The sequence below is a fragment of the Prevotella sp. P3-122 genome (assembly GCF_002251365.1).
In the GTDB taxonomy this organism is placed as follows: Bacteria; Bacteroidota; Bacteroidia; order Bacteroidales; family Bacteroidaceae; genus Prevotella.
In genome coordinates, this window is the sequence record NZ_NPJH01000091.1 from 47,651 (window position 1) to 71,688 (window position 24,038).

General features: G+C 52.5%; 17 protein-coding genes. 9 read left to right on the plus strand and 8 right to left on the minus strand.

Translation table 11 applies throughout. From position 1 onward, the window contains the following. Positions 1-1,080 carry a DUF1573 domain-containing protein gene (locus CIL02_RS14635; protein ID WP_094402833.1) on the minus strand — a complete coding sequence of 360 codons (1,080 nt, stop codon included), beginning with the start codon at positions 1,078-1,080 and terminating at the stop codon, positions 1-3. Then, on the minus strand, positions 1,077-6,503 hold the full coding sequence (locus CIL02_RS14640; protein ID WP_170935121.1) for an alpha-2-macroglobulin family protein: 5,427 nt from the start codon (positions 6,501-6,503) through the stop codon (positions 1,077-1,079). The genes CIL02_RS14635 and CIL02_RS14640 overlap by 4 nt, the downstream gene beginning before the upstream one ends. Before the next feature lie 431 nt (positions 6,504-6,934). Here CIL02_RS14640 and CIL02_RS14645 point away from each other — a divergent pair, with 431 nt between their 5' ends. The 3 genes from CIL02_RS14645 (at position 6,935) to CIL02_RS14655 (ending at position 10,724) form a co-directional block, all read left to right on the plus strand. Then, on the plus strand, positions 6,935-9,373 hold the full coding sequence (locus tag CIL02_RS14645) for a S9 family peptidase (protein ID WP_094402836.1): 2,439 nt from the start codon (positions 6,935-6,937) through the stop codon (positions 9,371-9,373). Positions 9,374-9,613: 240 nt separating this feature from the next. Continuing rightward, positions 9,614-10,087: an Lrp/AsnC family transcriptional regulator gene (locus CIL02_RS14650; protein WP_094402838.1), complete on the plus strand. Its 474-nt coding sequence runs from the start codon at positions 9,614-9,616 to the stop codon at positions 10,085-10,087. Continuing rightward, positions 10,077-10,724, plus strand: coding sequence for an MgtC/SapB family protein (locus CIL02_RS14655; protein ID WP_094402840.1), 648 nt, complete (start codon positions 10,077-10,079; stop codon positions 10,722-10,724). The genes CIL02_RS14650 and CIL02_RS14655 overlap by 11 nt, the downstream gene beginning before the upstream one ends. Here the strand turns inward: CIL02_RS14655 and CIL02_RS14660 are convergent. Then, the gene (locus tag CIL02_RS14660) at positions 10,686-11,198 is read right to left on the minus strand and encodes a dihydrofolate reductase (RefSeq protein WP_094402842.1); all 513 of its coding nucleotides are present in this window, start codon (positions 11,196-11,198) and stop codon (positions 10,686-10,688) included. The genes CIL02_RS14655 and CIL02_RS14660 overlap by 39 nt on opposite strands. Further along, positions 11,195-12,460, minus strand: a complete 1,266-nt coding sequence (locus CIL02_RS14665; RefSeq protein ID WP_094402844.1) for a hypothetical protein — start codon at positions 12,458-12,460, stop codon at positions 11,195-11,197. Before CIL02_RS14665 ends, CIL02_RS14660 begins: the two co-directional genes overlap by 4 nt. A 117-nt stretch (positions 12,461-12,577) precedes the next feature. Between CIL02_RS14665 and CIL02_RS14670 the strand changes: the two genes are divergently transcribed. The 6 genes from CIL02_RS14670 to CIL02_RS14695 all read left to right on the plus strand — a co-directional run bounded on the left by CIL02_RS14670 (position 12,578) and on the right by CIL02_RS14695 (position 20,395). After that, positions 12,578-13,228 (plus strand): DUF6249 domain-containing protein, encoded by a 651-nt coding sequence (locus CIL02_RS14670; RefSeq protein WP_094402846.1) that lies wholly within the window; start codon positions 12,578-12,580, stop codon positions 13,226-13,228. Between the two features lie 126 nt (positions 13,229-13,354). After that, positions 13,355-13,894 (plus strand): RNA polymerase sigma factor, encoded by a 540-nt coding sequence (locus CIL02_RS14675; RefSeq protein WP_094402848.1) that lies wholly within the window; start codon positions 13,355-13,357, stop codon positions 13,892-13,894. After that, positions 13,884-14,264: a DUF5056 domain-containing protein gene (locus tag CIL02_RS14680; RefSeq protein WP_094402850.1), complete on the plus strand. Its 381-nt coding sequence runs from the start codon at positions 13,884-13,886 to the stop codon at positions 14,262-14,264. The genes CIL02_RS14675 and CIL02_RS14680 overlap by 11 nt, the downstream gene beginning before the upstream one ends. Then, entirely contained in the window at positions 14,261-14,944 is a 684-nt protein-coding gene (locus CIL02_RS14685; RefSeq protein ID WP_094402852.1) for a DUF554 domain-containing protein, read from the plus strand. Before CIL02_RS14680 ends, CIL02_RS14685 begins: the two co-directional genes overlap by 4 nt. A gap of 124 nt (positions 14,945-15,068) precedes the next feature. Further along, positions 15,069-18,386 carry a glycosyl hydrolase gene (locus tag CIL02_RS14690; protein ID WP_094402854.1) on the plus strand — a complete coding sequence of 1,106 codons (3,318 nt, stop codon included), beginning with the start codon at positions 15,069-15,071 and terminating at the stop codon, positions 18,384-18,386. Positions 18,387-18,430: 44 nt separating this feature from the next. After that, positions 18,431-20,395: an OPT family oligopeptide transporter gene (locus CIL02_RS14695; protein ID WP_094402856.1), complete on the plus strand. Its 1,965-nt coding sequence runs from the start codon at positions 18,431-18,433 to the stop codon at positions 20,393-20,395. Positions 20,396-20,516: 121 nt separating this feature from the next. Here CIL02_RS14695 and trmB read toward each other — a convergent pair whose 3' ends face one another. The 4 genes from trmB to xseB form a co-directional block, all read right to left on the minus strand. Then, a complete protein-coding gene (gene trmB / locus CIL02_RS14700) occupies positions 20,517-21,266 on the minus strand; it encodes a tRNA (guanosine(46)-N7)-methyltransferase TrmB (protein WP_094402858.1) in 750 nt (249 codons plus the stop codon). A 46-nt stretch (positions 21,267-21,312) separates the two neighbouring features. Continuing rightward, the gene (locus CIL02_RS14705; RefSeq protein ID WP_094402860.1) at positions 21,313-22,329 is read right to left on the minus strand and encodes a branched-chain amino acid aminotransferase; all 1,017 of its coding nucleotides are present in this window, start codon (positions 22,327-22,329) and stop codon (positions 21,313-21,315) included. Positions 22,330-22,472: 143 nt separating this feature from the next. Further along, on the minus strand, positions 22,473-23,759 hold the full coding sequence (gene xseA, locus CIL02_RS14710; protein WP_094402861.1) for an exodeoxyribonuclease VII large subunit: 1,287 nt from the start codon (positions 23,757-23,759) through the stop codon (positions 22,473-22,475). After that, entirely contained in the window at positions 23,756-23,947 is a 192-nt protein-coding gene (xseB, locus tag CIL02_RS14715) for an exodeoxyribonuclease VII small subunit (RefSeq protein WP_094402863.1), read from the minus strand. The genes xseA and xseB overlap by 4 nt, the downstream gene beginning before the upstream one ends. Positions 23,948-24,038: the final 91 nt, after the last annotated feature.

Here is a 24,038-nt window from a genome sequence, read left to right on the forward strand (position 1 = left end):
TCACCTCAAGGTGGCCTTTACCTTTATCTCTACCTTGGCATTGTTGGGGTCGTTGGTAATCATCAGTATGCGAGGTGTCTTCCTGATGGTCTTGAAGTCCTCTGCGTTGGCTGTTACCTTTAGCTTGGCACTCTCTCCAGGTTCTATCTTGGTTTTGCTTAGTGATAGCTGCAGTCCTGTTGTCGACATCTGCAGCGACCTGATGTCGAGCAGCGAGAGTCCTGTGTTGGTAATCTCAATCTCGCCACGCTTTTTCTTCTTGCCGTTGAATGCTCCCAGATTGAGTGAATCTGCAGAGAGCGTTATGTGAGGTGCGTCCTCAAGCTCCTCTTGGCTCAGCATCTCGAAGTCTGGCAGCAGCACCGCCGATACCGTTATCTCCTTGTCGGCAGCAATCTTGTCGCCCTGTGCGAAGCCGAGGTATATGCTCGTCTGCGACAGTCCGAAATCCCGTAGCTTGTGGGAGTCGAGAGTAATGGTAGCCTCGCCAGAGTGTCCAGGGGCGATGGTCGTAGGCGACACCTCTGCCGAGAGGTATGGAGGCAGATGCATTATCTGAGGTTGTGACGGCTGGTCGCTGGTATTGAGGATGTGTATGGTCTTGTATGGTTTCGCTCCGCGGTTGACATCCTCAAACTCAATGTCGTTCTGGTCCACCATGAGTGCTCCGAGCGTATAGTGGTAGCCTCCGGCATAGCTTACCACCTCGTCGACAACAATGCCCCTGATGGTCAGTCGCAGGGGCTCAAGACCATTGTTGAGTGTTAGATACGCGCGCTTGACGAAGCGACCCAGCGTCTTTGCGTCGTAGACGGCTGTCACCTTGTATTCCTCGCCTGCCGCGATGGTGGCGCGCGGTATTTCTATTGTTGTGCATCCGCAGTCGGTGGTTGCCTCGGTGATGCTGAAAGGCTTGCCTGTATTGTTCTTCAGCTTGAAGTTTACCGTTATCGGCTTTCTGAATTCCACCTGTCCGCAGTCCACCAGCTCCAGTGCCGACTCTATTGTCTGTGCCTGTGCTGTTCCTGTTGCCATCATCAGTATGGCAGCGATAATATTCCTGTATTTCTTTTTGCTCATTTTCTTGTTGTTATGGTTATTGGTTTAGTCCTGCCGGTATATTCCGGGCTGTATGCACATTCCACTATGCACGAGCCTGTATGGTATGTTCCTTCCCTGTCGACAAAATACTCAGTCTCCACAGTGTGCTTGCCTTTGGACATGCGGTCGAAGAAATAGGTTGTGCAGTTGTCCTGGGGTGCCACGTAGCATCCGTTACGGTAGCCACTCAGCTGATTCACAGGTTCCAGGCATGCTGCCCTAAGGTCTTTTATCTGAACGAAGTCGTAGTCGCGGTCAGCGATAACAGTTATTGTTACCTTTACCTTGCTTCCAACCTTCAGTTCCCCGGCAGGAATGTCCACGTTGCGCTCTATGCTTAGTCCTGCCGTGGTATCCGTGATGTCCTTCCTGGCGGCCAGTTCCTGTACATATACGCTGCCCCATGAGGTGCCGTCGCCAGTCTTCTCGAAGCTCACGGTCCTGGCTTTTGCGTTGTCTATGGTGCTGCGCACATATCCTGCTCCGGAGGTAGGCTCCGTGTTGTCCAGTGTCTTGCCGTCCACCTTGATGGTTGTTCTTGCTCCGTCCGCAATGCTCTCCTTGCAGTCTGTCATCAGGGCGTGGATGGCATCGACGCTGTTCACGGGAGTGTCCCATGCCTGTGTGCGCTTCTGCTGCAGCAGCCACAGCTTCATTGCGTCTATGCACTCGTGGTCGTCGGGTGTGATGGCTGTTATGGCCTCTATGGCAGCCACATGTGTGGGTATCTTATAGTCTCTCCAGCTGTAGACAGCCCGTGGCGTGTCGAAATACCGTCCGAAGCCCTCCGTCGCCACAGTGAACTCCTTTATCGAGCGCACGTACTCCTTGGCTATTGAGTTGTCCTTTCCGAGAATGATTGCTGTCATGGCCTTTGTCCTGATGTCCGTTCTTCGGTCGGCTTTCAGCAGCAGGTTCCTCAGATATGTGTATGCTTGGTTGTCACTGGTGTTGTCTGCGGCGATGGTGCAGAGGTATAGGTAGTCGATGTCCGTATTGGCAAGCTGTGGTGACTTCTCCTTCCTCATTGCGTCAACCCTCTCGTCGTAAGCCTTGCGCAGGAATGTTATTGCCTTGCCCAGCAGGTCCTTTGTGTCATTGTTGCCTTCTGCCATCTTGCCGAGCCTTGCCAGCAGCGTTGCCACCTCGGTGGTTATGTATGTGCTGCCGTTCATTCCCTTCCACCAGCTGAACGAGCCGTCCTCGTTCTGCAGTTCGGACAGAGTCTTGTATATCGTCTTCAGCTTGTATGTCAGGTTGTTCCTGTTGAAGTAGTTGGCCAGCATCATCTTCTGTCCGCTCTCGCTGTTGGCTTCCGCGAGCCATGGAGTCTCTGCGAGCACAATGCTTCTCAGGTCCTCGTTGCGCTGTAGGTTGCTCGCCAGCGATACCTTGTCGGTCTTCCAGCTCTCCATGGTCTCCCTGATGCCAGGTACCGACGTCAGTATGTCTGATGCCAGAACGGTAGCATAGTAGGCCGATGCAAGTGATATGGCGCTGTTGTCCCTATAGTCGGAGACGGTGGGCAGGGCCTGTATGACCGTCCATATCGGGCTGTTGGTATATTCCACCGTCACCCTCCTGTCTTGTCCCTTGCCGGCCAGCTGCTGTATGTCCACGTTATATGTGCCGGGGCCTGTTTGTGTGAAGGGGTGGGTGTTTGTCACCAGCTCCTTGTCCGTGAGCACGGGCAGATAGTGCTGCTCACCGTCGGAGAACCCCTTGCCAGCAGCTGTTATGCGGCATATGAGCATACCCTCACGTGCTGTAAATCCGAACGCCACCTCCGATGTCGCGTTGGCTGCTATGCTGAAGTTTCTTGACAGAGTCTCAACTACCTTCAGGCTCTCTGCGTCGATAAGCTCCATTCGTGCCACACCCGTTACGGTGTTGTCAGTAGTGTTCAGAAGCCTGGTAACCACTGTGGCATTGTCGCCTTCCCTTACAAACCGTGGCATGTTGGGCTGTACCATGACACTCTTGCTTGCCACAGCCTCCGCCTCGATGGTTCCTGCGTTCATCTCACGGTCGTGTGCCAGTGCCAGCAACCGCCACGTGGTGACACTCTCCGGCAGCGTGAAACTCAGTTCCACATTGCCCTTGGCATCGGTTCTCAGGTCTGGGGCAAAGAAGGCTGTCTCGTCGAAATTCTCCCTCAGCTTGCTGTCGGTCTGAGTGCCATTGCCTGTTGCGTCTGACTGTGCTTCTGTTATTCCGGCAATTGAGCCTATCAGGGCCGTAGCGGCCATGTCCATCGAGATGTTCTGTGCGCCTTCCTCGACAGCCGTCAATTTTGCACTTTGCTTGCCGTATGCCCTCATCTTCATCATACGCATGAAGGTATATGGAATATTGAAGCATTTGTCATCAAGATGGCTCAGCGTGATATGCTTCTCTGGCAGCATCTTAAAGTCCTGGAAACCGTACAATCCTGTTGTGGCATGCGACCCGCCTATCCATGTTGCCCATGGCATTGGGTGTGCGAAGAGATTGCTGATGGTCTGCAGGCTATGGCTCTGCAGTGCGTCGAGCGACTTGTCGTAGATAGTCGCAAGGAGCTGAGCATCGGCCGGCTTGCCGTCGCCGCGGCTGATAGTGAGCGTCCACGTCTCCTTTTGTCCTGGCACAAGCTTGTCGCGGAAGCTCTTCCATTCTGTTCTGAGCACCTTGTCGGGCTCTGTACGGCTGATGGTTGCCGAGTGGCTGTAAAGCTTTCCCCTGTTCACCCATGCGTAGGTGATGCGTATGCCGTCGCCGTACTCTTCCTTGTAGCTGAACGTGCGACTGTGCAGACAGTCGTGCCCCTCCATTATTCCTGACTCCAGCATCTTGCCGCTTGTCAGTATGGTATAATATATGTGGTGTTCCTCGTCAGACGACCCCACCTGTATGGTGGCCGGGAAGTTGCTGGAGCTCTGGTAGAACCAGTCGTGCGTCTCTATGGGTGCTTTCTTGTCCTGTAGGGTGAATACCACAAACTGTCGTCTTATGGTGTCCTCGCCGCAGATGGCCGTCATGCTGTGCTGTCCCGAGCGCAACCTCAGTGCCCTTATGTCCGTAGCCTCATTGGTGTTGGCCTCCAATTGTTTCCCGTCAATGGTGTAGCTTACCTTGGCTGCTATTTTCTCGCCGGCAATGTTCATATATCCGAACGTTATTGTGCCGAGGCTGTCGGCGAGGCTCTTCTCGGGCATGTCGCATGTGAGCACCGTCGTATGGTTGCTCAGCGGAATGCTCACCGTGCTCTGGTGTGACTCGCCTGCACCATCAGTCACTGTGGCCTCAGCCTCGATGTTGAAGTACATGTGAGAGTAGTTCTTCTGCTCTGGCAGCATCATTGGCATCCTCACTCTGAAGTGTCCGCTGTCGTCCGTGATGGCAGAGTCCTTTGAGAGTATCGTCTCTTCTGGCATGTTCCATGGCCTCCACCACCACGAGGCCCTTCGTGTCACGGTATAGCTTACCTTTGCTCCCTGCACGGGCATGCCCGAGAACGTACGTGCCGTTCCCTCCACGGTGATGGTGTCGCCGGCTGAGTATTTGTTGTCGGGTTTCTCAAGTTCTATGTCGAATGTCGGCCGTTTGTATTTCTCCACTCTTATCTGCTTGATGCAGCGTCGTGAAGCCTGAACGCTGATGCAGCAATTGCCTGTCAGCCCCACTTCGGGAAGAGTGAAATCTGCCGCGGCCTGTCCAAACTCGTCTGTAGTTGCGGTTTTGCGTTCCACCTCCTCGTAGTTTGCGTTCTGCAGTACGAACGTCACGGCCTCTCCAACCTTGGGTGCCGCTGTCTGGTTATGGCTGTCTGCTTGCCAAAGAATGGCGGATGCGTGGACGGTCTGTCCCGGACGGTATAGCGTGCGGTCGGTATTTACAACGACTTTAGTGGCGTCTTTCGGATTAGGGTCGTAATATTCCGGAGCCACCGATACTTCGGCGCAGGCGTTGTCATGGTTGGTATAGGCGTATGCCCGCACAGGCTTACGGTTAGTGTACTGGTATACAACCTCACCGTTGCGGCCTGTTGTGAGCGTCTCCGTCACGCCGCTGTTTTTCTCCCATGCCTGGCTTGTCGACAGCCTCACCTTGGCACCGCTCACGGGTTTACCGGTGGTGGCGTTGACAACCGCTATCCTGACTTTCTTGCCGGGGAGCGTCTCGGATATGGTGAACAAGTCAGACACGTGCAGTAGACACCGCTGTGGCGCTATGTCCTTGTTGTCGGTGCTCACTACCAGAAGGTATACGCCAACAGGCAGTGGTGCAAGGGTCAGCGAGTCGGCGCTCTCCTCATAGGGTGCGCGTCCTACGTACCTCAGCTGCTCGTTCTGCACCACTGTACCAACTATGTGCTTCTGTATCTGCACAAGGTCCTTCCCGTCGTCAGGGTTCAGCCTGGTGTCGCCGGGCAGCGATGTACGGTACAATGCGAGGTTGAGCTGCGAAATGTTCCTTATGGAATTCACCCTTACCAGTCGCGGTGTCTCGGGCAGCAGCATGATGTCGCCGGCATTGATGTTGAACGATGGCCGCTCAAGCTCTGTCTTGGCATTGCGCAGGTAGTTCAGGCCAGGCCATCCGCCCCACTTGCTCAGCGAGTAGTTTATGTACTGTACCTTCTCGGCGGCCGTGGCATCGTTGGTGTTCTCCATGCACTTGTACCTCTCCACTGCCAGTTCTCCAGCCACTTTCATGTCTTCGTAGATGGTTATCAGCGAGTCTAAGCTCTGCAGGTATCTTGACTTCTTCACCTCCGCCTCATTCTCACCTTTCTGAGCCCTCACCATCTCCAGTGCTGTCACGCACTGTGCGTACCTGTTTCCCGTGGCGGCATAGTAGTCGTGCATCTGTTTGAACGCTTTGGCCTCGTAGCCGATGATGTGCAGCAGGTCATTGTAGAATATCCTGCTGTATGCTTCCTCCACTACTAATGGCTTGTATTCCTCGGCCTTGACGTTGCCGAGCAAGTCGATGTCTGCCATTGACAGGCGGTAGTAGTCCTTGCTGCGTTGCACGAACAGTTTTCTGTCCTTGGCATTGTTGGTTCCAACGGCTCTATTGTGGTATATGCGCCCCAGTGCGCATCGCAACACGGCCACGGCCACGCTGTCGCTCACGGTTCGCTCGCTGTTGTGCAGCCTTGTCATTTCCGTGTCAGCCGAGTCTGGGCATACCTGCATACTCACGTCTGCCCTCATTAGCAGTGCCTTGAGCATGTGTCCGTATTGTTTCTCTGTCTGGGCCTTTTCGGCTATGCGGCACAGTATCTCTACCTGTGTAGCAGGAAGGTCTTTCTGTATGGCGTTGTCCACTTGTTTCCACAGGGATGTATAGCTCTCAGCCTTTACAGTGAGAGCGGCAACCATGGAACCCAGCAAGAATGTTATTAGAAGTCGTTTCATAACGTGTTGTTGTCGCATTTACATTATACAATGCAAAGATAATGTTTTTTTTTCAAATATATCCTACTTTGCTTCAAATATACCCTTCTTTTCAAATAATTAATGTTAGATTAACGTGAGTTCGATAATTTTTCGTAACTGCCAGTATGCATTGTAAGCGTCAGTGAATTGTAGAAGAGTACGCTTTGTAATATTGCCAGTGAATATTTTCCTGTTGTTTTATTGTCCGTTCCCAAAGATAAGGTAATATTTGCTGTGCAAATTATTAACTGATTTCTTTGCTGTTTGCCGTATATTTATTACCTTTGCATAAATGTGGAATTTGATGTGACTCACCTATGTTAACCGCTCTTCAAGCAGCTCTTGTCTGTCAATGGCTATAGCGGGGAGTCAGGAACGAAATTGATTGAACGAACAAATATTTATAGATTATGTTTAGGAGATTATTGATTGCCATTATTGTAATGACATTGCAGGTGACAGTATCTGCAGACACTTTGGAAATCAAGAAAGTAAGGCATGCGGGACCATTTCGTGCCGTGAGCCCGGTTGTGTTGGATAGCGTTGACAATGCCCAGAAAAAGTATGCTGAGAGAAAGCCCCTCGATATGCGTCTGCCACTGTCTCTTGTGGAGAACAAGCCCTTTGTGGATGTTGCTGCACTTGCCCTCGACAGTAGCGATGTCCATATCGTGGCCTTTGACGTGATGGCTGCAAAATATCTTAAAGACATTAAGGTAGGCGTCATGGGCTGCAAGGATTACAAGGTGTTTGCTGACGGCAAGGAGCAGTCTGGAGCAATAACGCTGCAGCCTGGCTATCACAGCATAAGCGTGAAGTTTGTTGCCGACAGCACTGCCATCGTGCTGTCTGTACCAGAGGACGGACTTGCGTTGTTGGAGGATGGTATGCGCCGCTTTTCCATGTCAGACGTGCTTGGCACCAAGGTTACTACCCGCGCGTCGCTCTCACCATCGGGCCGCTGGGCCTTCGTGGCGTACAGATGGTATGATGCCGAGAACAAGGTCGTAAGCGAGCAGTGGCTTACAGACCTGAAGACTGGTGAGAAGCGAATTTTAAATGGTGAGGCAACATGGATGCCAAATTCAGACAGGTACTATTTCACGGAGAAAGTTGGCGGAAAGAAGTCCCTGAAGGTCGTTGACCCGCTGACGGGCAGTGTCACTGTGCTGGCAAAGGACTTCCCCGATGAGTGGTTCGTCATTTCTCCAACAGAGAAATATGCTGTAATCTCCCCAAAGACTGAGGGAACGAAGAAGGAGGATGGTGTCTTCGAGATTGTTCATCCGGACGACAGGCAGCCGGGATGGCGCACACGCTATTCGCTTGCTAAGTACGACTTCGAAACTGGCCTCACGCAGCCCCTCACATACTCCTACAGGCATGTGTCGTTGTCGGATATATCTCCCGACGGACGATACCTGCTCTTCTCCGTGGTATCAGACACGCTGCAGCAGCGGCCAACCACACGCCGGACATACTATGAACTTGACCTGGAAACCATGAAGACAAGAATGCTCGTGGAGAAAGACGGTTTCATCGGAGGTGCCCTATACTGTGGTAGCAGAGACCTCGTGGCGTTCTCGGCAAGCACCGAGGCATTCGGCGGCATAGGGAACAGGGTTCCTGAGGGACAGACACCAAATATGTTTGACTATCATCTCTATCTCATGGATGCAAGGACACTGAAGGTGACACCCGTGACTGCCGACGATGCGACAAGCATCGAGGACATGGAATGGTCGGCTGCTGACAAATGTCTCTATTACACAGCGCAGAACGGCGACAGCGTAAGCCTTTACAGGCTCGACATGAAGACACTTAAATCGAAAATGGTCAGACAGCCGCTTGAGGAACTCTCGGGTATGAGCATTGCCAGCAAGGGCGGAAACATCATGGTACATGGCTCGTCGGTGTCTGTACCATACGAGGTGTACAACATCACGGCTCCTGCCGGGAAGGCCAAGGCCGCACTGGTAATGGCACCCAACAGGGACGATTATGCAGGGCTGAGGCTGAGCGAGGCAAAGCCATGGAGCTTCGAGACAGAGAGAGGCTACAGGGTTACAGGCTTCTACACTCTGCCCGCAGACTTCGACCCGGCAAAGAAATATCCTGTCATAGTGCATTACTATGGAGGATGCTCGCCAACGTCACGCCGTTTCGGCAACGGCTCTCATTATCCCGCACACTACTGGAACGCACTCGGATATATAACGTTTATTGTTAATCCGTCGGGAGCTTCGGGCTTCGGGCAGGAATGGGCCTCAAGGCATGTGAACACCATGGGAGAGGGACCTGCACAAGACATCATAGATGCCACACGGCAGTTCGTGAAGGATGTGCCACAATGCGATGCCGACCATATAGGCTGCATCTCGGCATCCTACGGCGGCTTCATGACACAGTATATGATGACTAAGGACAACCCCTTTGCATGCGGCGTGTCGCATGCAGGCATCTCAAGCCACACCAGCTACTGGGGAGAGGGCTACTGGGGATATTCCTACAGCGAGACCTCGGCCGCCAACAGCTTCCCCTGGACACGCAAGGATCTCTTCGTAGACAGGTCGCCTCTGTACAATGCCGACAAGATTACTAAGCCCATACTCTTCACTCATGGTACTGCCGACACCAATGTGCCGCTGGGCGAGTCTATTCAGATGTATACAGCCTTGAAATTGCTCGGCGTGCCTACGGCCTTCATTGAGGTGGAGGGAGAGAACCATGGTATCATGGACCCAGTGAAGCGCGCTAAATGGATAAACTCCATCATGGCATGGTTTGAGAAATACCTGAAGAACGACGATGCGTGGTGGAACGCCATATATACACCTAAACAATTGTAGTTCCACCCTTCTCGCAGATTGACGGCTTGCCACCATGTTGCACCCCGCTTGGTGGTAAACCGTAAGTTACGGATTGTTACACAAGTGTTCCATTGTAGAACTATTCTGAGCTAAAAAACGGCAAAAAAGTTGCAGATACGAACAAAACGTTGTATCTTTGCACAAAATAGTGTTGTTTAGAGGCCGTGCTCGCTTACTTTCCGTAAGTTGCATTCCTCGCTAATTGTTATCAATAATAAGATGGGACACGTATTAGACTCTTTGGACAGAAAAATTTTAGAGCTTATTGCGCAAGATGCCCGCACGCCATTCCTTGAGGTGGCAAGAGCGTGCAATGTCAGTGGCGCAGCCATTCACCAGCGCATACAGAAGCTTGTCAGTACAGGTGTTATCCTTGGTTCGCAGTTTGTGCTCAACCCTGAAAAGTTAGGCTATGAGACATGTGCCTACGTAGGGCTGTACCTAAAGGATCCTTCCGACTTCGACGATGTGGTCGAGAAACTGAAGGAAATTCCTGAGGTGGTGGAATGTCACTATACCACAGGTGGTTTCGACATGTTCATCAAGATATATGCCCTGAACAACCATCATCTTCTCAATATCATTCACGACAAGCTGCAGCCGCTCGGATTGTCGCGCAGTGAGACTATCGTGTCGTTCAATGCCGTCATAGACAGGCAGTTGCCAATACCCACATTGCCGGATGATGAGTGAGGAACCGTTTCTGCGATTGCTGGCCGCAATGGCCATGGGAGGTCTTATTGGTCTTGAGCGCGAGTTGCGTGCCAAGGATGCCGGCCTTCGTACCCACTTCCTCGTTGCTTTGGGAAGTGCGCTGTTCACGCTTGTTTCGCAATATGGTTTTGGTGCCGACCTCAAGGACTCCTCGCGCGTAGCGGCCCAGGTGGTGTCTGGTATCGGTTTTCTTGGTGCCGGAACTATTATTTTCCAGAAGAACGTCGTTCATGGTCTTACTACGGCGGCTGGACTGTGGGTGACGGCAGCCATCGGACTGTCATGTGGCACTGGCATGTTTGCTGTGGCCGGAGCTACCACTGTGCTGGTGCTGCTGGGATTGGAGGTGGTGAACGCTTTACATCCTCACCGTAGCCATACCATTATCTCTCTGTCGTTCTCCTCTACCGACAAGCAGATGTTGCCCTTGATGCAGAAAAGACTGCGTGAGGCTGGTTTTGAATTGAAGTCGTATGAGATGAGGGAGAAACATTCCTCCCACGGATGCTCATATGATGTTGTCATGGAGCTACAGGCCCGTCGTGGCGGACATATCAGCAAGCTGCTCGCATGTGTCTCAGATGTCGATGACGTCTCCATCTCCAATACCGACTGATGCCTGTCGGTTGTCTTTCTTGCGTTCATATACGCAAAAGGCATATCCCTGACGTTGTGTTTTTTCTTTCAGTTTCCATCCGTCGTAGGCTGGAAACCATGAGTCGGCATGTTCGGTTGTGGAATCTATCTCAGTGATGTACAGCCTGTCGGCGATGCTTATTGTCTGACGGTATATCTGCTCTCCTCCAATGATGAATATCGTGTCGTCCGTGCGGCAAGCCTTCATGGCCATAGCTATAGAACCATAAACCTCAACACCGTTTGCGTGCTTCATAGTAGTGCTTACAACTATGTTGCGCCTGCCAGGAAGCGGTCCGTTGGGCAGCGACTCGAAGGTATGTCTGCCCATAACCACTGTGTGTCCCAATGTCAGTTCCCTAAACCTCGTCATGTCTTCTCCTATATGGAAAAGCAGGTGGTTGCGGTAGCCTATGGCTCTGTTGGCAGCTACGGCGGCAATAATGCAAATCATAGCGTCAGTATATTTTCGGCATCAGGAATGTGAGTACTCTTTATCCTCCACTCCTGAGGATAGAGGTTGTTGGCCCTGTTGCCGAGGTTTTTCACAAATCCCAATGGTACGTTCCTGTATGTAACGAGCACGATGCCCAATGGTGTGCCATCGGGCAGTTGCAGCGACTCTCGTCGCAGATAGTCTATTGCCTGCCTGTATGTCAGTTCTGCCTGTGGAAATTTCTCCCTCTGCAATCCGTGCGACATAGCCTCGCTATGGTCTGGCACTGCCTGCTTACCTTTTAATATAGGCTTTCTTACACCATCATAGACTACGTTCAGGGCCTTCCCGCCTAAGCGCGACAGCTCACCTGTTGCCGATGCCTTTCCGTTGCCATGCTTTCTCAGCACCGCTACGAACAGTCCCTCGCTGCGGCTCACGCCCGGTATGAACCTGTATGCAGGAATGGCACCCTTCAGTGCTCCCGTGATACCCCATCCGCAGCTGGTGTCCACCTCGACGAAGTCTGCTCCCAGCTCGCTGGCTATCCATGCCGCATTCTCCTCGTCCTCGTAGGCATTGAAGGTGCAGGTGGAGTATATCATTATTCCTCCTGGCCTGAGGCAATGCCATGCGTCAGCCACAATATCCCTCTGAAGCTTGGCGCATCTGGCCACGTTTGCCGTGCTCCATTCAGCCACTGCTCCAGGGTCTTTCCTGAACATCCCCTCGCCCGAGCAGGGCACATCGGCCACCACCATATCGAAAACCATTCCCGACTTGCGGTAGTCACGGGGATAGTTGTTTGTTACGGTCATGCCTTCCTTGCCGAACTTCGTGATGTTTTCTGCCAGCACCATAGCTCTGCTGCGCACTGGCTCGTTGCTGAACATGATGCTTCCTGCAGGAAGAGCGCCCATCACGCATGTGGACTTGCCTCCAGGAGCTGCGCACATGTCAAGGACGGCCAATGGACTGCCGTCGCCTGCCACCTGCCTCGCTACATGGTCTACGAACATCGATGCCGCCTCCTGCACATAGTAGGCACCAGCATGCAGCAGGGGGTCGAAGGTGAAGGCGGGGCGACCACAAAGATAGTAGCCGTAGCGACACCATGGAACTTTGTCTGCTCCGTTGGCTGGTGCCGCCGTTGCGGTCTTGAAGGGATTGAGGCGTATGCTCGCTGGAGCCTCGCTGTCAAGGGCATCGGCAAACTGCGCATAGAGGCTTTCGCCCATAAGCTGCCTGGTGTAAATCTCGAAATCTGTAGGAAGAACCATATATTTGTCTCGTTTTGCTTGCAAAAATACTTTTTTTTTTGTTTCTTCGCAACTAAAATGACATACTATTCGTCAAACAGACATGAAATAATCTAAAAAACGAAAGTATATGCTGATATGAGACAACTATTCCAAACATGCATCCTTGCCCTTGCCCTGTGCTTAACGGTACCTGCAAGCGCACAGAAACATCGTCATCATCAGACGGTACAGCAGACATCCGTTGCCACACCCGACTCTGCAAGTGAGGGAGTGGAGGCGTTCTCAGACACAACAGCCACCCCGGCTCCTTCGCAGAGCACAACACCCACGGCTACCTACACGTTCTCCGTTGATGACGGGGACGATGGTGATGATTTTTTCGACAATCCTTTTGACTTCTGGGCCACCAAGGTGGGCTTCGGCATTGGTGGAGTCATTCTTGCCATATTCGTTGTGCTGCTGGTGTTCTTGCTGCTGCTGTCGCCATTCATCATCCTCGCCCTAATCATCAGGATGCTCATCAAACGCCACAACGACAACGTGACACTGGCCGCCAAGGCTATAGAAAACGGACAGCCGCTACCCGAGAACCATACCACCTACGACGGTTACTACTGGGAGAAGGGGGTCAAGAATACAGCCATAGGCGTAGGTATCGCCATCATGGGATGGCTGTGGAGCTCGTCATTCCTCGGAGGCATTGGAGCCCTCGTTGCATGCTACGGTCTCGGGCTGATTTATCTCTCGAAACATAGTAAGAAAAAGGAACAGGAGAATGAAGGCTGAAAAATGAGGACTTGATTTCTCGATGTTCCTATACCACGACATCTTGATATTTCGTTTCTTTGCTCTCTCTTCTTCTCATAAACATAAAGGTGGGTTCTATAAATATCCACCGTCAAAAGGAAAAATATGCCAAGCATTGATGACATATCTCTTGTCACAAGGGTGATTGTGTTTGACGACCGGCGAGCCTTCGACCGCCTGGTCGTCAAATACCAGTCGCCCATAAGGCGTTTTTTCCTTAACCAGACGCTCGGTGACAGCCAGCTTAGCGACGACCTCGCCCAGGACACTTTTGTGAAGGCATATAAGAACATCAGGCAGTTCCAGGGGCGTTCAGGTTTCTCTACATGGCTCTACCGCATAGCCTACAACGTGTTCTACGACTATGTGCGGCGACACAAGGAGACAGCAGACATCGACAGCCGTGAGGTGCTTACACTTGGCACCGCAGCGGACAGCAGCCAGGAGCGGATGGATATCTATAGCGCAATGGCCATGCTCAGCGACAGCGAGCGCACGTGCTTAACGCTACAGCTCATGGAAGGTCAGCCCATAGACCATATTGCCGACATCACGGGGCTGGCACAGGGAACAGTAAAGTCGCATCTGTTCCGTGGAAAACAGAAACTTGCCGATTACCTTAGAAAGAATGGATATGGAAAATAAAGACGAACAGTTACTACAGATGTTTTTTGATGCCAACAGGCAGGATATTGCCGATGATGGCTTCTCTGATGATGTGATGAGGCGGCTTCCCGCACCCCGCACCCGCCCGTTTGTCGTGTGGCGCGGCCTGTGCCTTACTGCAGGCTTGTTGCTGTTTTTCTGCTGCGGTGGAGTAGGGGCACTGCGTACTTTTGCAGTCAACTTCCTTGTTGACGTGGTAACCTGCATACTGTCTGTCGACGTCAGTACTTTCTCGCCTATGATGGCATTGCTCGCCGCCTTCGGCCTGTGCTCCGTGGCAGTCTTTGTGCTGGCGCAGAGCATGCCCGACAAAACCCTTCTTGGAACCAAAAGAACCATGCAGCCATGATAGGAACCATTGTAAATACCTGCGCCATACTCGTTGGTACCGTCATCGGAACGGCGTTCAACCGTGGCATCCCCGAGCGATACAAGAATGTGCTTTATGATGGGCTTGGTGTGGTGAGTATCGCCATAGGACTGAATGCCGCCATATCGCGTTTCCAGCAGAGCGTATGGCCGGTGCTCTTCGTTGTTGCCATCTCGTTGGGTGGAGTAGTCGGTGTGGCACTCGACATTGAGGGACGGTTCCGCCGTATGGTGGCAAGGCGTGGCAAAGGAGGCAACCTTGCCAACGGACTGTCCACCGCCATCCTGCTATACTGCATCGGTCCATTGTCGATGCTCGGACCGGCTGTTAGCGCCATAGAGGGCGATAATAGCCTGCTGCTCACCAATGCCACCCTTGATTTCGTGTCGTCCATAGTATTTGCTTCCACTTATGGCCCGTGGATGGCATTGGCGGCGCCGGTATTGTTCTGTTGGCAGGGGACGTTCTATCTTGCCGCAGTACTGTCGAGTGCCGCCCTTAGTGAGGCGCTAATGGCGGAGCTGCTAATTGTCGGCGGTATGCTGATAACCATGAGCGGCCTGTCTCTATTGCGGCTCAAGGACTGCCACACACTAAACTTCCTGCCTGCTCTTCTCGTTCCGCCATTATGGTTCCTTGTTGTCCAGTTGGCAAGTTGATGAGTAGTTGGGTTGACGGGTGCGTATATAAAGTGTCTTAACATTTCATTCCTTATCCTTTGTTTTTTAGTTGGTTTTTATTAACTTTGCACCCGATAATAGACATCTAATAACATCAACCTTTATGCTCAAATCTTTTATTACAACTCTCTTGGCATGTGCCACGCTGTTTGTGTATGCCGACAACATCACAGTCAACGTGAGCCAGGTCTCGGAACCTGTTACCTTGTCGGATGACGTGGACTACGCAGTGTCCTCATCCACACCCTTCACGTTAGAGGGAAGTATAGACATTACCAATGTCGAGAACGCAATACTTATTCTACATGGTGTAAAGCCCAGCGAGGCAGATGCTTGGCTGAGCTATATAACCATAGCCGGACAGCCGGCAGTGGAAGGAATAAATTGCCAGGTGCGAATGCACCGCAACGGCACACTCATCCTGCCTTATACCGAGGACGAGGCACCACTGAAGCTGTATACAGATGTTGACCAGGGAGGAATGTTGCTTCCGCTGAAGCCCTCTACGGCCATGCAGAACCTCACGGGAGGTATCTACAACAACAAGATACGCAGCTTTACCTTGCGCAGAGGCTATATGGCATGCTTCAACACACGTGCGGACGGTACGGGATACAGCCGCATATTTATTGCCGACAAGACTAACCGCACGGTGAACCTTCCCGCCATACTTGACGGAAAGGTCTCTGCTGTAAGGGTGCTCAGGTGGTACGATGCCAACAAGCGCGGATATGCTGGCAGCAGCAGCGACGCCAACAGCGCGTTGAAGACCACATGGTGCTACAACTGGGATGCGAGCAACCCTATATGGAAGGACCGCGAGTATGTTGTCCACCACCATCATGAGGGATGGCCGGGATTTACCGACCTCGCCGCCAATGGTACCTCGCCCAACCTTCTCGGCAACAACGAGCCTGACAATACTGCCGACGACCGGGAACATCCGTCAACGGTGAGTGAGGTCCTGAAGACATGGCCGAAGATGATGGCTACGGGAAAGAGGCTTGGCTCGCCAGCCGTGGCAGGCGACTATAACTGGCTGTACCAGTTCATCGACTCCATTGATGCCAAGGGATGGCGCTGCGACTTCGTATGCGTACACGCATACTGGTATTCCGACTGGAGCAGCTGGCAGAGCCAGCTCAAGGCCATATATGAGCGCACGGGAAGGCCTATATGGATTACGGAAATGAACTATGGCGCCAACTGGACGGGATGGCCTGGAAGCAATACCAGCGGCAACGATGCCAACTATGCCATACACAAGCAGCACTTCGCACCCATCATCGACGGACTGGAGGCAACGGGATATATAGAGAGGTATGCGGCTTACAATGCCGTGCAGGACTGCCGGAGAGTGTGGCTCGGAGGCAGCGAGCTGACACCGTCGGGAGAATACTACGCAAACAAGAATTCACAGCTGGCTTTCAACTCCTCATACGGAGTAACACCCAAGCAGCCCGACATGCACGACCCGACAGGTCTCAACGTGACTTGGGACGATGTTGACAACACTACGATATTCACATTTTACGAGCCTAACGGAGAATACAACCGCTCCATGACCATAGAAAGGAAAGTGGGCGATGATCAGTGGGAGGTGGTGAACACCCCATTCCAGAAAGAAGTGCCTGCATCATACAATGTCAAGGTTGAGGGCCTGACATTCGGAGATACCTACCGAATACACGTGGTGACACTCAATGGTGTAAACAGGTATTCGAATATCGCTACATGCTCACGTACCAACGACACGGCGGGATGTGTGGTGATTGTCGATGGAGAAGAGTACTACATAGGAGGAAACATCATCACCAACGGAGAGTTTGACAATGCTCTTGAGGGATGGAACGACGGCACGGGAGCACCTGCCGCGGCACCAGGCTTCCAAGCTGTGCCATTCGGCGGCAACGACGGAGACGGAGATGCGTACCTGCAATGCTGGATGCACACCGGAGCAACGGGCAACGGCTCGCTGGCAAGAAACTTCGATGTGGAGAAAGGACAGAAATACTACTTCGGCGTGATGACCAAGAACAATACCGGCTCATACCAGAAGCTAAGCCTCTCTGCCGACGGACAGGCTGAGAGCGAGACCGTAAGCAACCTCGTAGACTGCGGAGCGTGGTCGAAGCAGACCGCATACTTCGAGACCGGTGACTACGACAAGCTCATCTTGCGCTATCGCTGGCTGGGCTCCAAGGCACAGTACGACAAGTTCTATCTCGCCAAGCTCTTCAAGACCCGTGATGAGGCTCTTGCTGACGCAGGTGATGAAGAGGTGGTTGATAAGCCTGTCGCCGACACCCCTGACTACTCATACCTGATGACTCCGAGTGTGACGATTGTCAATCCCTCGTTTGCCTCAGCCGACGGATGGAACACAGCAGCAGGAACATATACCGGCGGTGACCAGCGTACCGCGACACAGCTCGGCCTCTCCTGCTGGAACGCATGGTGGAGTGTCACCTCCGAACAGGGCAAGGACATGACTCTTGACGTTAACCAGCAGCTCACTGCCAAGGAGTCGGGCTTTTACCGCCTGCAGTGCAAGGCCTGCACACAGCACTTCTGTCTCACCGACCAGCATGCCTATCTGTCGACCGAGAATGCTACTGCCGTATCGCCTGCGCTCACATGGCACTATCTGGACATTCCCGACGTAAGGGCCGACCAGGCATGGGAGACACTGACCACAGACTCCGTTTTTATAGACGAGTCACAGGCGTTCACCATAGGCTTCGCATCGTCGAAGGAGGGTGCCGTGGACTATACGTGGAGAAAATACGCCACTACCGACAGCAAGGGTGATAACCGTGAGGGATGGTGGTGCGCCACAGACTTCACGCTGCTCTATCAGCCTGCCTACCGCCGTGCTGCCGATGCCGCTACATGGCAGACACTGTGCTTGCAATACGATGCCGTTCCTACGGACAACGTAAAGGTCTATGCCGTGACGGGACGTAACGAGGCCGCCACACTTGTCGTGCTCACTCCTGTGGAGAACCTTGAGGCTGGACGCCCATACATATATATTAGCGATGTTGCTGAGGCGCTGTTCCTTGAAAGCGGCACCAAGCTCGTGCAGCCAAAGCCGGCTGAGAACGGAATGGCGGGCTTCTTCAAGAATTACGTAGGCAAGGGTTGCTACATACTCGTCGATGGTACATGGCAGGTTGTGACCGAGCAATCGGTGTCGATAGGCAACAACCGCGCTTACATCAAGTCGCTCAGCGATATACCTGTGGTGGAGGTGACCGGCGACATGACTACCTTGCCTGTAGCACCCGACCCAACAGCCATTTCCGCTATTACTGCCGATGGCACTGCAGACAACGGCTACACCATTGGTGGAGTGAAGGCTGTTGAAAATGCCCGTGGACTGTTAATCAAGGGAGGAAAGAAGATTGTTAGAAAGTAGTTGACATTAAATATTTAACATTCAAACAGATAACTTTTTGCATTATGGAATCATTACCAGAGAACGCATTCAGGGAACTCGCTCCTGGCGAGGAGTATCAGCCGGTGATGAAGCCGGAGAAAAACTATCCGGAGGTCAACGCATGGTCCGTAACCTGGGGTATCATCATGGCGATGGTATTCTCGGCTGCCGCCGCCTATCTCGGACTGAAGGTGGGGCAGGTGTTCGAGGCTGCCATACCTATAGCCATCATAGCCATAGGCGTAAGCACGGCAACAAAACGCTCGAACGCCCTTGGCGAGAATGTCATCATACAGAGTATCGGAGCATGCTCGGGAGCTGTAGTGGCAGGCGCCATCTTCACCCTTCCGGCTATTTACATCCTTCAAGCCAAATATCCTGAGATGACAACATCGTTCATGAAAATCTTCATGGCATCTGCGCTCGGTGGAGTGCTGGGCATATTGTTCCTCATTCCCTTTAGGAAATATTTCGTCAGCGATATGCACGGCAAATATCCTTTCCCCGAGGCTACTGCCACCACACAGGTGCTTGTGTCGGGACAGAAAGGCGGCGACCAGGCCAAGCCTCTGCTCATGGCGGGATTGATAGGTGGCCTCTATGACTTCATTGTTGCATCGGCAGGATGGTGGAATGAGAATTTTACTTCCCGTGTGACGGCTTTTGGTGTTGATATTGCCGAGAGAGCCAAGCTGGTATTCAAGCTAAATACCAGTGCCGCCGTGCTGGGACTGGGATATATTGTCGGCCTGAAATACGCACTGTATATCACCCTTGGCTCGCTTGCCGTGTGGTGGCTCATCGTGCCTGGAATGGCGTTGCTCTTCGGTGACCAGGTGCTGAATGCCTGGGATCCGACGATTACGAAGACCGTCGCCCAGATGTCGCCCGAGGAGATCTTCCGCTCCTATGCCCGCAGCATTGGTATAGGCGGTATTGCCATGGCAGGCATCATCGGCATCATCAAGAGCTGGGGCATCATCCGTGGTGCCGTGTCGCTTGCCGCCAATGAGCTTAGAGGCAACGGCGCGCAGGTGGAGAAGCCAAAGCGCACGCAGCTTGACATCCCGTTCAAGCTTATAGCCATAGGCTCTGTGGCAACCATACTGCTGACATTCCTCTTCTTTCTCTTTGGCGTTCTCGATGGCAACATCCTCTTCGCCGTTGTGGGTATTCTCCTCGTCACCGTCATAGCATTCCTCTTCACCACCGTTGCTGCCAACGCCATTGCCATTGTTGGCTCCAACCCTGTGTCGGGAATGACCCTTATGACTCTCATCCTTGCGTCTGTAGTAATGGTAGCCGTAGGGCTTAAGGGTACTGGCGGTATGCTGGCCGCCCTCATCATGGGCGGTGTGGTATGTACGGCATTGTCCATGGCGGGAGCCTTTGTCACCGACCTGAAGATTGGTTACTGGCTTGGTACAACACCCAAGAAGCAGGAGTCGTGGAAGTTCCTCGGAACACTCGTCAGCGCACTCACCGTTGGCGGTGTGATGATGCTTCTCAACGAGACCTACGGTTTTGCCTCTGGTGCTTTGGCTGCCCCGCAGGCCAATGCCATGGCAGCAGTCATCGACCCGCTGATGAATGGAGTAGGGGCTCCATGGGTGCTGTACGCCATTGGTGCAGCTCTCGCCATAGTGCTTACATGGCTTAAGATACCAGCCCTGGCATTTGCACTGGGAATGTTTATTCCTCTTGAGCTGAATGTGCCATTGGTAGTAGGCGGTGCCGTCAACTGGTATGTGACAACACGTAGTAAGGAACAGAGCGTGAATAATGCCCGTGGCGAGAAAGGTACGCTCATAGCAAGCGGCTTTATTGCCGGAGGTGCCCTCATGGGAGTAGTAAGCGCACTGCTGAAGTTTGGTGGTGTGGAGTTCTCTATTGCTGAGACATGGTGGGCGAACCCTCTCTCTGAGCTGTGCTCCCTCGTAGCATACATTCTGCTTATTGCATATTTCATCAGAGCTACTAAGGAGTAAGTGGAGCCCTATCCCGTGAAGGTTGATAATAACGATAGAGGAGGAATGGACATTGCCATTCCTCCTCTATCGTTATTGTTACGGTTGCTGTAAAAATTGGCTTGTTTATATCACTGCATGGCTATCTTCCGGGACGGTGATAGCTTCTGTAATTATCGAACTCTATCTCCACTTCCGGCTCGGAGAGTTCTCCGTCTTTAGGTAGCCTGAACTTCATGTATCTGATGTTCAGTCCCCGTTCAAGCCACATAGACTCGTAGTAGGTCCGGATGTTGAGAATGTTCATTGTGGCCTCGTCGAGCTGGCTGTCGTTGTACAGGTCCTCGGTGCACACCTCTGGTGTAAGGCCGTTGTGAAGAGCCATTTCTCTGGTATATGTGAACAGGAAGTTGGAGTCGGTCTTCAGATGCACCAATCCCTTGTCGTTGAGGAAGTGCCTGTAGCGTTGCAGAAAGTAGGTGGACGTGAGCCTTTTCCTTGCGTTCTTCATCTGTGGGTCGCTGAAGGTGAGCCATATCTCCTGCACCTCGTCCTCGCCGAAGAAGCGGTCTATGATTTCGATGTTGGTACGCAGGAATGCCACGTTGGGCAACTGTTCCTGCAGTGCCTGCTTGGCTCCTGTCCACATACGTGCTCCCTTGATGTCTACTCCAATGAAGTTGACATTGGGGAACATCCTTGCCAGTCCCACGGCATATTCACCCTTGCCGCATCCCAGCTCGAGCACTATGGGGTTGTCGTTGTGGAAGAACATCTCCCTCCATCGACCCTTCATGTCGAACGGTACGTTTTCTATGGCAGAGAAAGGATACTGGAAGACGTTGCTGAACGTCTCCATCTCTGCGAATTTCTGTAGTTTTCCTTTTCCCATTATTTGTTTTCAGGTGGGTGTGTATAATACTTTGATTTTCCCGCCCTTATTCAATGATAACCGTTGTCCATCCGTGTTTGTCCTCTACGGTGCCATACTGTATGCCCCTTAGCGTCTCGTAGAGTTTTGTCGACCATGGTCCGGGTTTCTCGCCGAAGTTGTAAACCTTGCCAGTGTCGAGGTCATCGAGGTGGGAGATAGGAGATATCACGGCAGCTGTTCCGCATGCGCCGGCCTCCTCGAAGGTATCGAGCTCCTCCTCTGGAATTGGCCTTCTCTCGACAGTCATTCCGAGGTCTTCTGCAATCTGCATGAGGCTCTTGTTGGTGATTGACGGCAGTATGGAAGATGACTTCGGAGTAACGTATGTATTGTTCTTTATGCCGAAGAAGTTGGCTGCTCCACATTCGTCTACATACTTCTTCTCCTTAGAGTCGAGGTAGAACTCGCTGGCATAGCCTTTCTTGTGGGCGATATCGTTGGCCTTCAGACTGGCAGCATAGTTTCCGCCCACCTTGTAGATGCCTGTGCCGAGCGGTGCCGCGCGGTCGTAGTCGCGGATGATGACATAGGGATTGGTGGAAAAGCCTCCCTTGAAATATGGGCCTACGGGAGTGACGAAGATCATGAAGAGATATTCCTTCGCAGGATGAACGCCTACCTGTGCGCTCATGCCAACGAGGAGCGGACGTATGTATAGTGTGGCTCCGCTCTCGTATGTGGGTATATACTCCTGGTTGAGCCTAACCACCTTCTTCACCATTTCCTCAAACATCTCTGTCGGTACTTCCGGCATCATGATGCCACGGCAAGTGCTCTGCAGACGTGCGGCATTCTCATCCATGCGGAATACCCTTACCTTGCCGTCGGGGCAGCGGTATGCTTTCAGTCCCTCGAATGCCTCCTGTCCGTAGTGCAGGCATGTGGCAGCCATGTGCATGTTTATATACTCTTCGGAGCACACTTCTATCTCGCCCCATTTTCCGTCACGATAGTAACAACGTACATTGTAGTCAGTTGGCATGTAGCCGAATGACAGATTAGACCAGTCGATATCTTTCATAACTTATATTTTTAATGTTTACATACTAATTTGTCGCCAAGCCTTTCGTCAGGCATAAGAAGTTGTGCCTTCTTTGATGTGTTTTATTTGCCTGTCTAAGTATTGGGAATGCTGGCGTTTGATGCATTTTGCTTGCAAAAGTACTAATTATTATTATCGCATGCAACAAAATCGGCCAAAAACTTCACTTTGGATGTCACTCTGCCTGTAGCTGTGATAGTCTCTATGGTGTCACCATCCTTGAGTTTAGCCACATCCTTCAGTATATGTCCCCCGTGCATGGTCATGGTGTAGCCCCTTTTGAGCAGCAGTGTGGGGTCAAGCGCTTCAGCCCGCTGCTGCAGCATCTGTATGCGGTGGCTCTCGGCCGTCATGCGTGCTATGGCGAGGTTTGTTATGCGCATCATCGTAGCGTCAAGCCGTGCCGTGCTGTTGGCCTTCATTGTGGCGAAGAGGGTAGGGATGCGCTCAGCCAGCCTTCTTATGCGAAGTTCCTCGGCCTGTAGCCTCTGAGCTATCATGGCTACGAGTCTTGTCGAAAGGTTGTCTATTGCCGTTGATACATTTGCGAGGTTGTCGATTAGCAATGCTGCTGCGGCAGTAGGTGTTTTCACCTTGGTGTTTGCCACCATGTCTATGACGCTCTCGTCGCGCTCATGGCCTATGCCTGTAATTACCGGCAGCGGGAAGTTTGCTACGTTTTCCGCCAGTGCCAGGGTGTCGAAGCCGCTTAGGTCGGCAGTAGCTCCACCGCCACGGATTATTACCACAACGTCGAAGTCGTCAAGGCAGTCATAGATGCTGTTGAGGGCTGCTATGATGGAGTCCTGAACCTGCTCGCCCTGCATGATGGCGGGGAAGAGTCGGGTGGTGAAGGAAAAGCCATAGGGATTGTCGGCCAGATGGTTGCAGAAGTCGCCATAGCCTGCTGCGTTGGCGCTCGATATGACGGCTATGCGCATGGCGAACATGGGGATAGTGAGCGATTTCTGCAGGTCGAACACCCCTTCCTCCTTAAGCTGTCTTATTATTGCCATTCTCTTGGCGGCCATGTCGCCGAGGGTGTATGTGGGGTCGAAGTCGGTGACAATCCACGCAAAGCCGTATGCGGGATGGAAGTCGGGCGACACACGCAGCAGGACCTTCATCCCCTGGTGTGGCACCTGCCCTGTAGCCTTGACAAAATTGTTGCGCAGGCGCTGCCACTTGTTGTTCCAGCATTTGGCAGACGCCCGTGCCACGGGTGTTGATGAGAAAGGTTCTTTCTGAATAAGCTCCATGTAGAAATGTCCTCTCACCTCGCGTGCCTCCGAAATCTCAGCCTGCACCCAGTAGCTGGTGTCGAGACTGGCGGCGATAGCCTCGCTGACGAGGGCGTTGAGCTGAAAAAGCGTCATTGCTCCCTGTGCGCTGTAGTCGGTTGCCGTCATTGGTCAAGCAGCTTGTTTATGTCCTCGTTAGTCTTTCCGAGTTTCTCCTTGCACAGTGCGACGAGCGTCTTGGCCTCGCGCAGATGATCCGTTATCTGGTCGAGGTCGAGTTGTCCGTTCTCCATGAGCCTCACAATTTCTTCCAGCCTTTTTACGGCATCCTCATATTTAGTACTGTCGGTGTCCATCTTATTGTGGTTTTGGTGTTGTGCAGCATACAGAATGTAATTTTCTGCAAAAGTAATTGTATTTTTGGGAAAAAACAAATTAATTTGTGTA

Coding starts and splice junctions, on each gene's coding strand:
- CIL02_RS14670 (WP_094402846.1), top strand. CDS start 12,578: ATGAGACAACTATTCCAAACATGCATCCTTGCCCTTGCCCTGTGCTTA.
- CIL02_RS14685 (WP_094402852.1), top strand. CDS start 14,261: ATGATAGGAACCATTGTAAATACCTGCGCCATACTCGTTGGTACCGTC.
- CIL02_RS14665 (WP_094402844.1), bottom strand. CDS start 12,460: ATGGTTCTTCCTACAGATTTCGAGATTTACACCAGGCAGCTTATGGGC.
- xseA (WP_094402861.1), bottom strand. CDS start 23,759: ATGACGGCAACCGACTACAGCGCACAGGGAGCAATGACGCTTTTTCAG.
- CIL02_RS14650 (WP_094402838.1), top strand. CDS start 9,614: ATGGGACACGTATTAGACTCTTTGGACAGAAAAATTTTAGAGCTTATT.
- CIL02_RS14655 (WP_094402840.1), top strand. CDS start 10,077: ATGATGAGTGAGGAACCGTTTCTGCGATTGCTGGCCGCAATGGCCATG.
- CIL02_RS14640 (WP_170935121.1), bottom strand. CDS start 6,503: ATGAAACGACTTCTAATAACATTCTTGCTGGGTTCCATGGTTGCCGCT.
- CIL02_RS14690 (WP_094402854.1), top strand. CDS start 15,069: ATGCTCAAATCTTTTATTACAACTCTCTTGGCATGTGCCACGCTGTTT.
- CIL02_RS14705 (WP_094402860.1), bottom strand. CDS start 22,329: ATGAAAGATATCGACTGGTCTAATCTGTCATTCGGCTACATGCCAACT.
- CIL02_RS14680 (WP_094402850.1), top strand. CDS start 13,884: ATGGAAAATAAAGACGAACAGTTACTACAGATGTTTTTTGATGCCAAC.
- trmB (WP_094402858.1), bottom strand. CDS start 21,266: ATGGGAAAAGGAAAACTACAGAAATTCGCAGAGATGGAGACGTTCAGC.
- CIL02_RS14660 (WP_094402842.1), bottom strand. CDS start 11,198: ATGATTTGCATTATTGCCGCCGTAGCTGCCAACAGAGCCATAGGCTAC.
- CIL02_RS14695 (WP_094402856.1), top strand. CDS start 18,431: ATGGAATCATTACCAGAGAACGCATTCAGGGAACTCGCTCCTGGCGAG.
- CIL02_RS14645 (WP_094402836.1), top strand. CDS start 6,935: ATGTTTAGGAGATTATTGATTGCCATTATTGTAATGACATTGCAGGTG.
- CIL02_RS14675 (WP_094402848.1), top strand. CDS start 13,355: ATGCCAAGCATTGATGACATATCTCTTGTCACAAGGGTGATTGTGTTT.
- xseB (WP_094402863.1), bottom strand. CDS start 23,947: ATGGACACCGACAGTACTAAATATGAGGATGCCGTAAAAAGGCTGGAA.
- CIL02_RS14635 (WP_094402833.1), bottom strand. CDS start 1,080: ATGAGCAAAAAGAAATACAGGAATATTATCGCTGCCATACTGATGATG.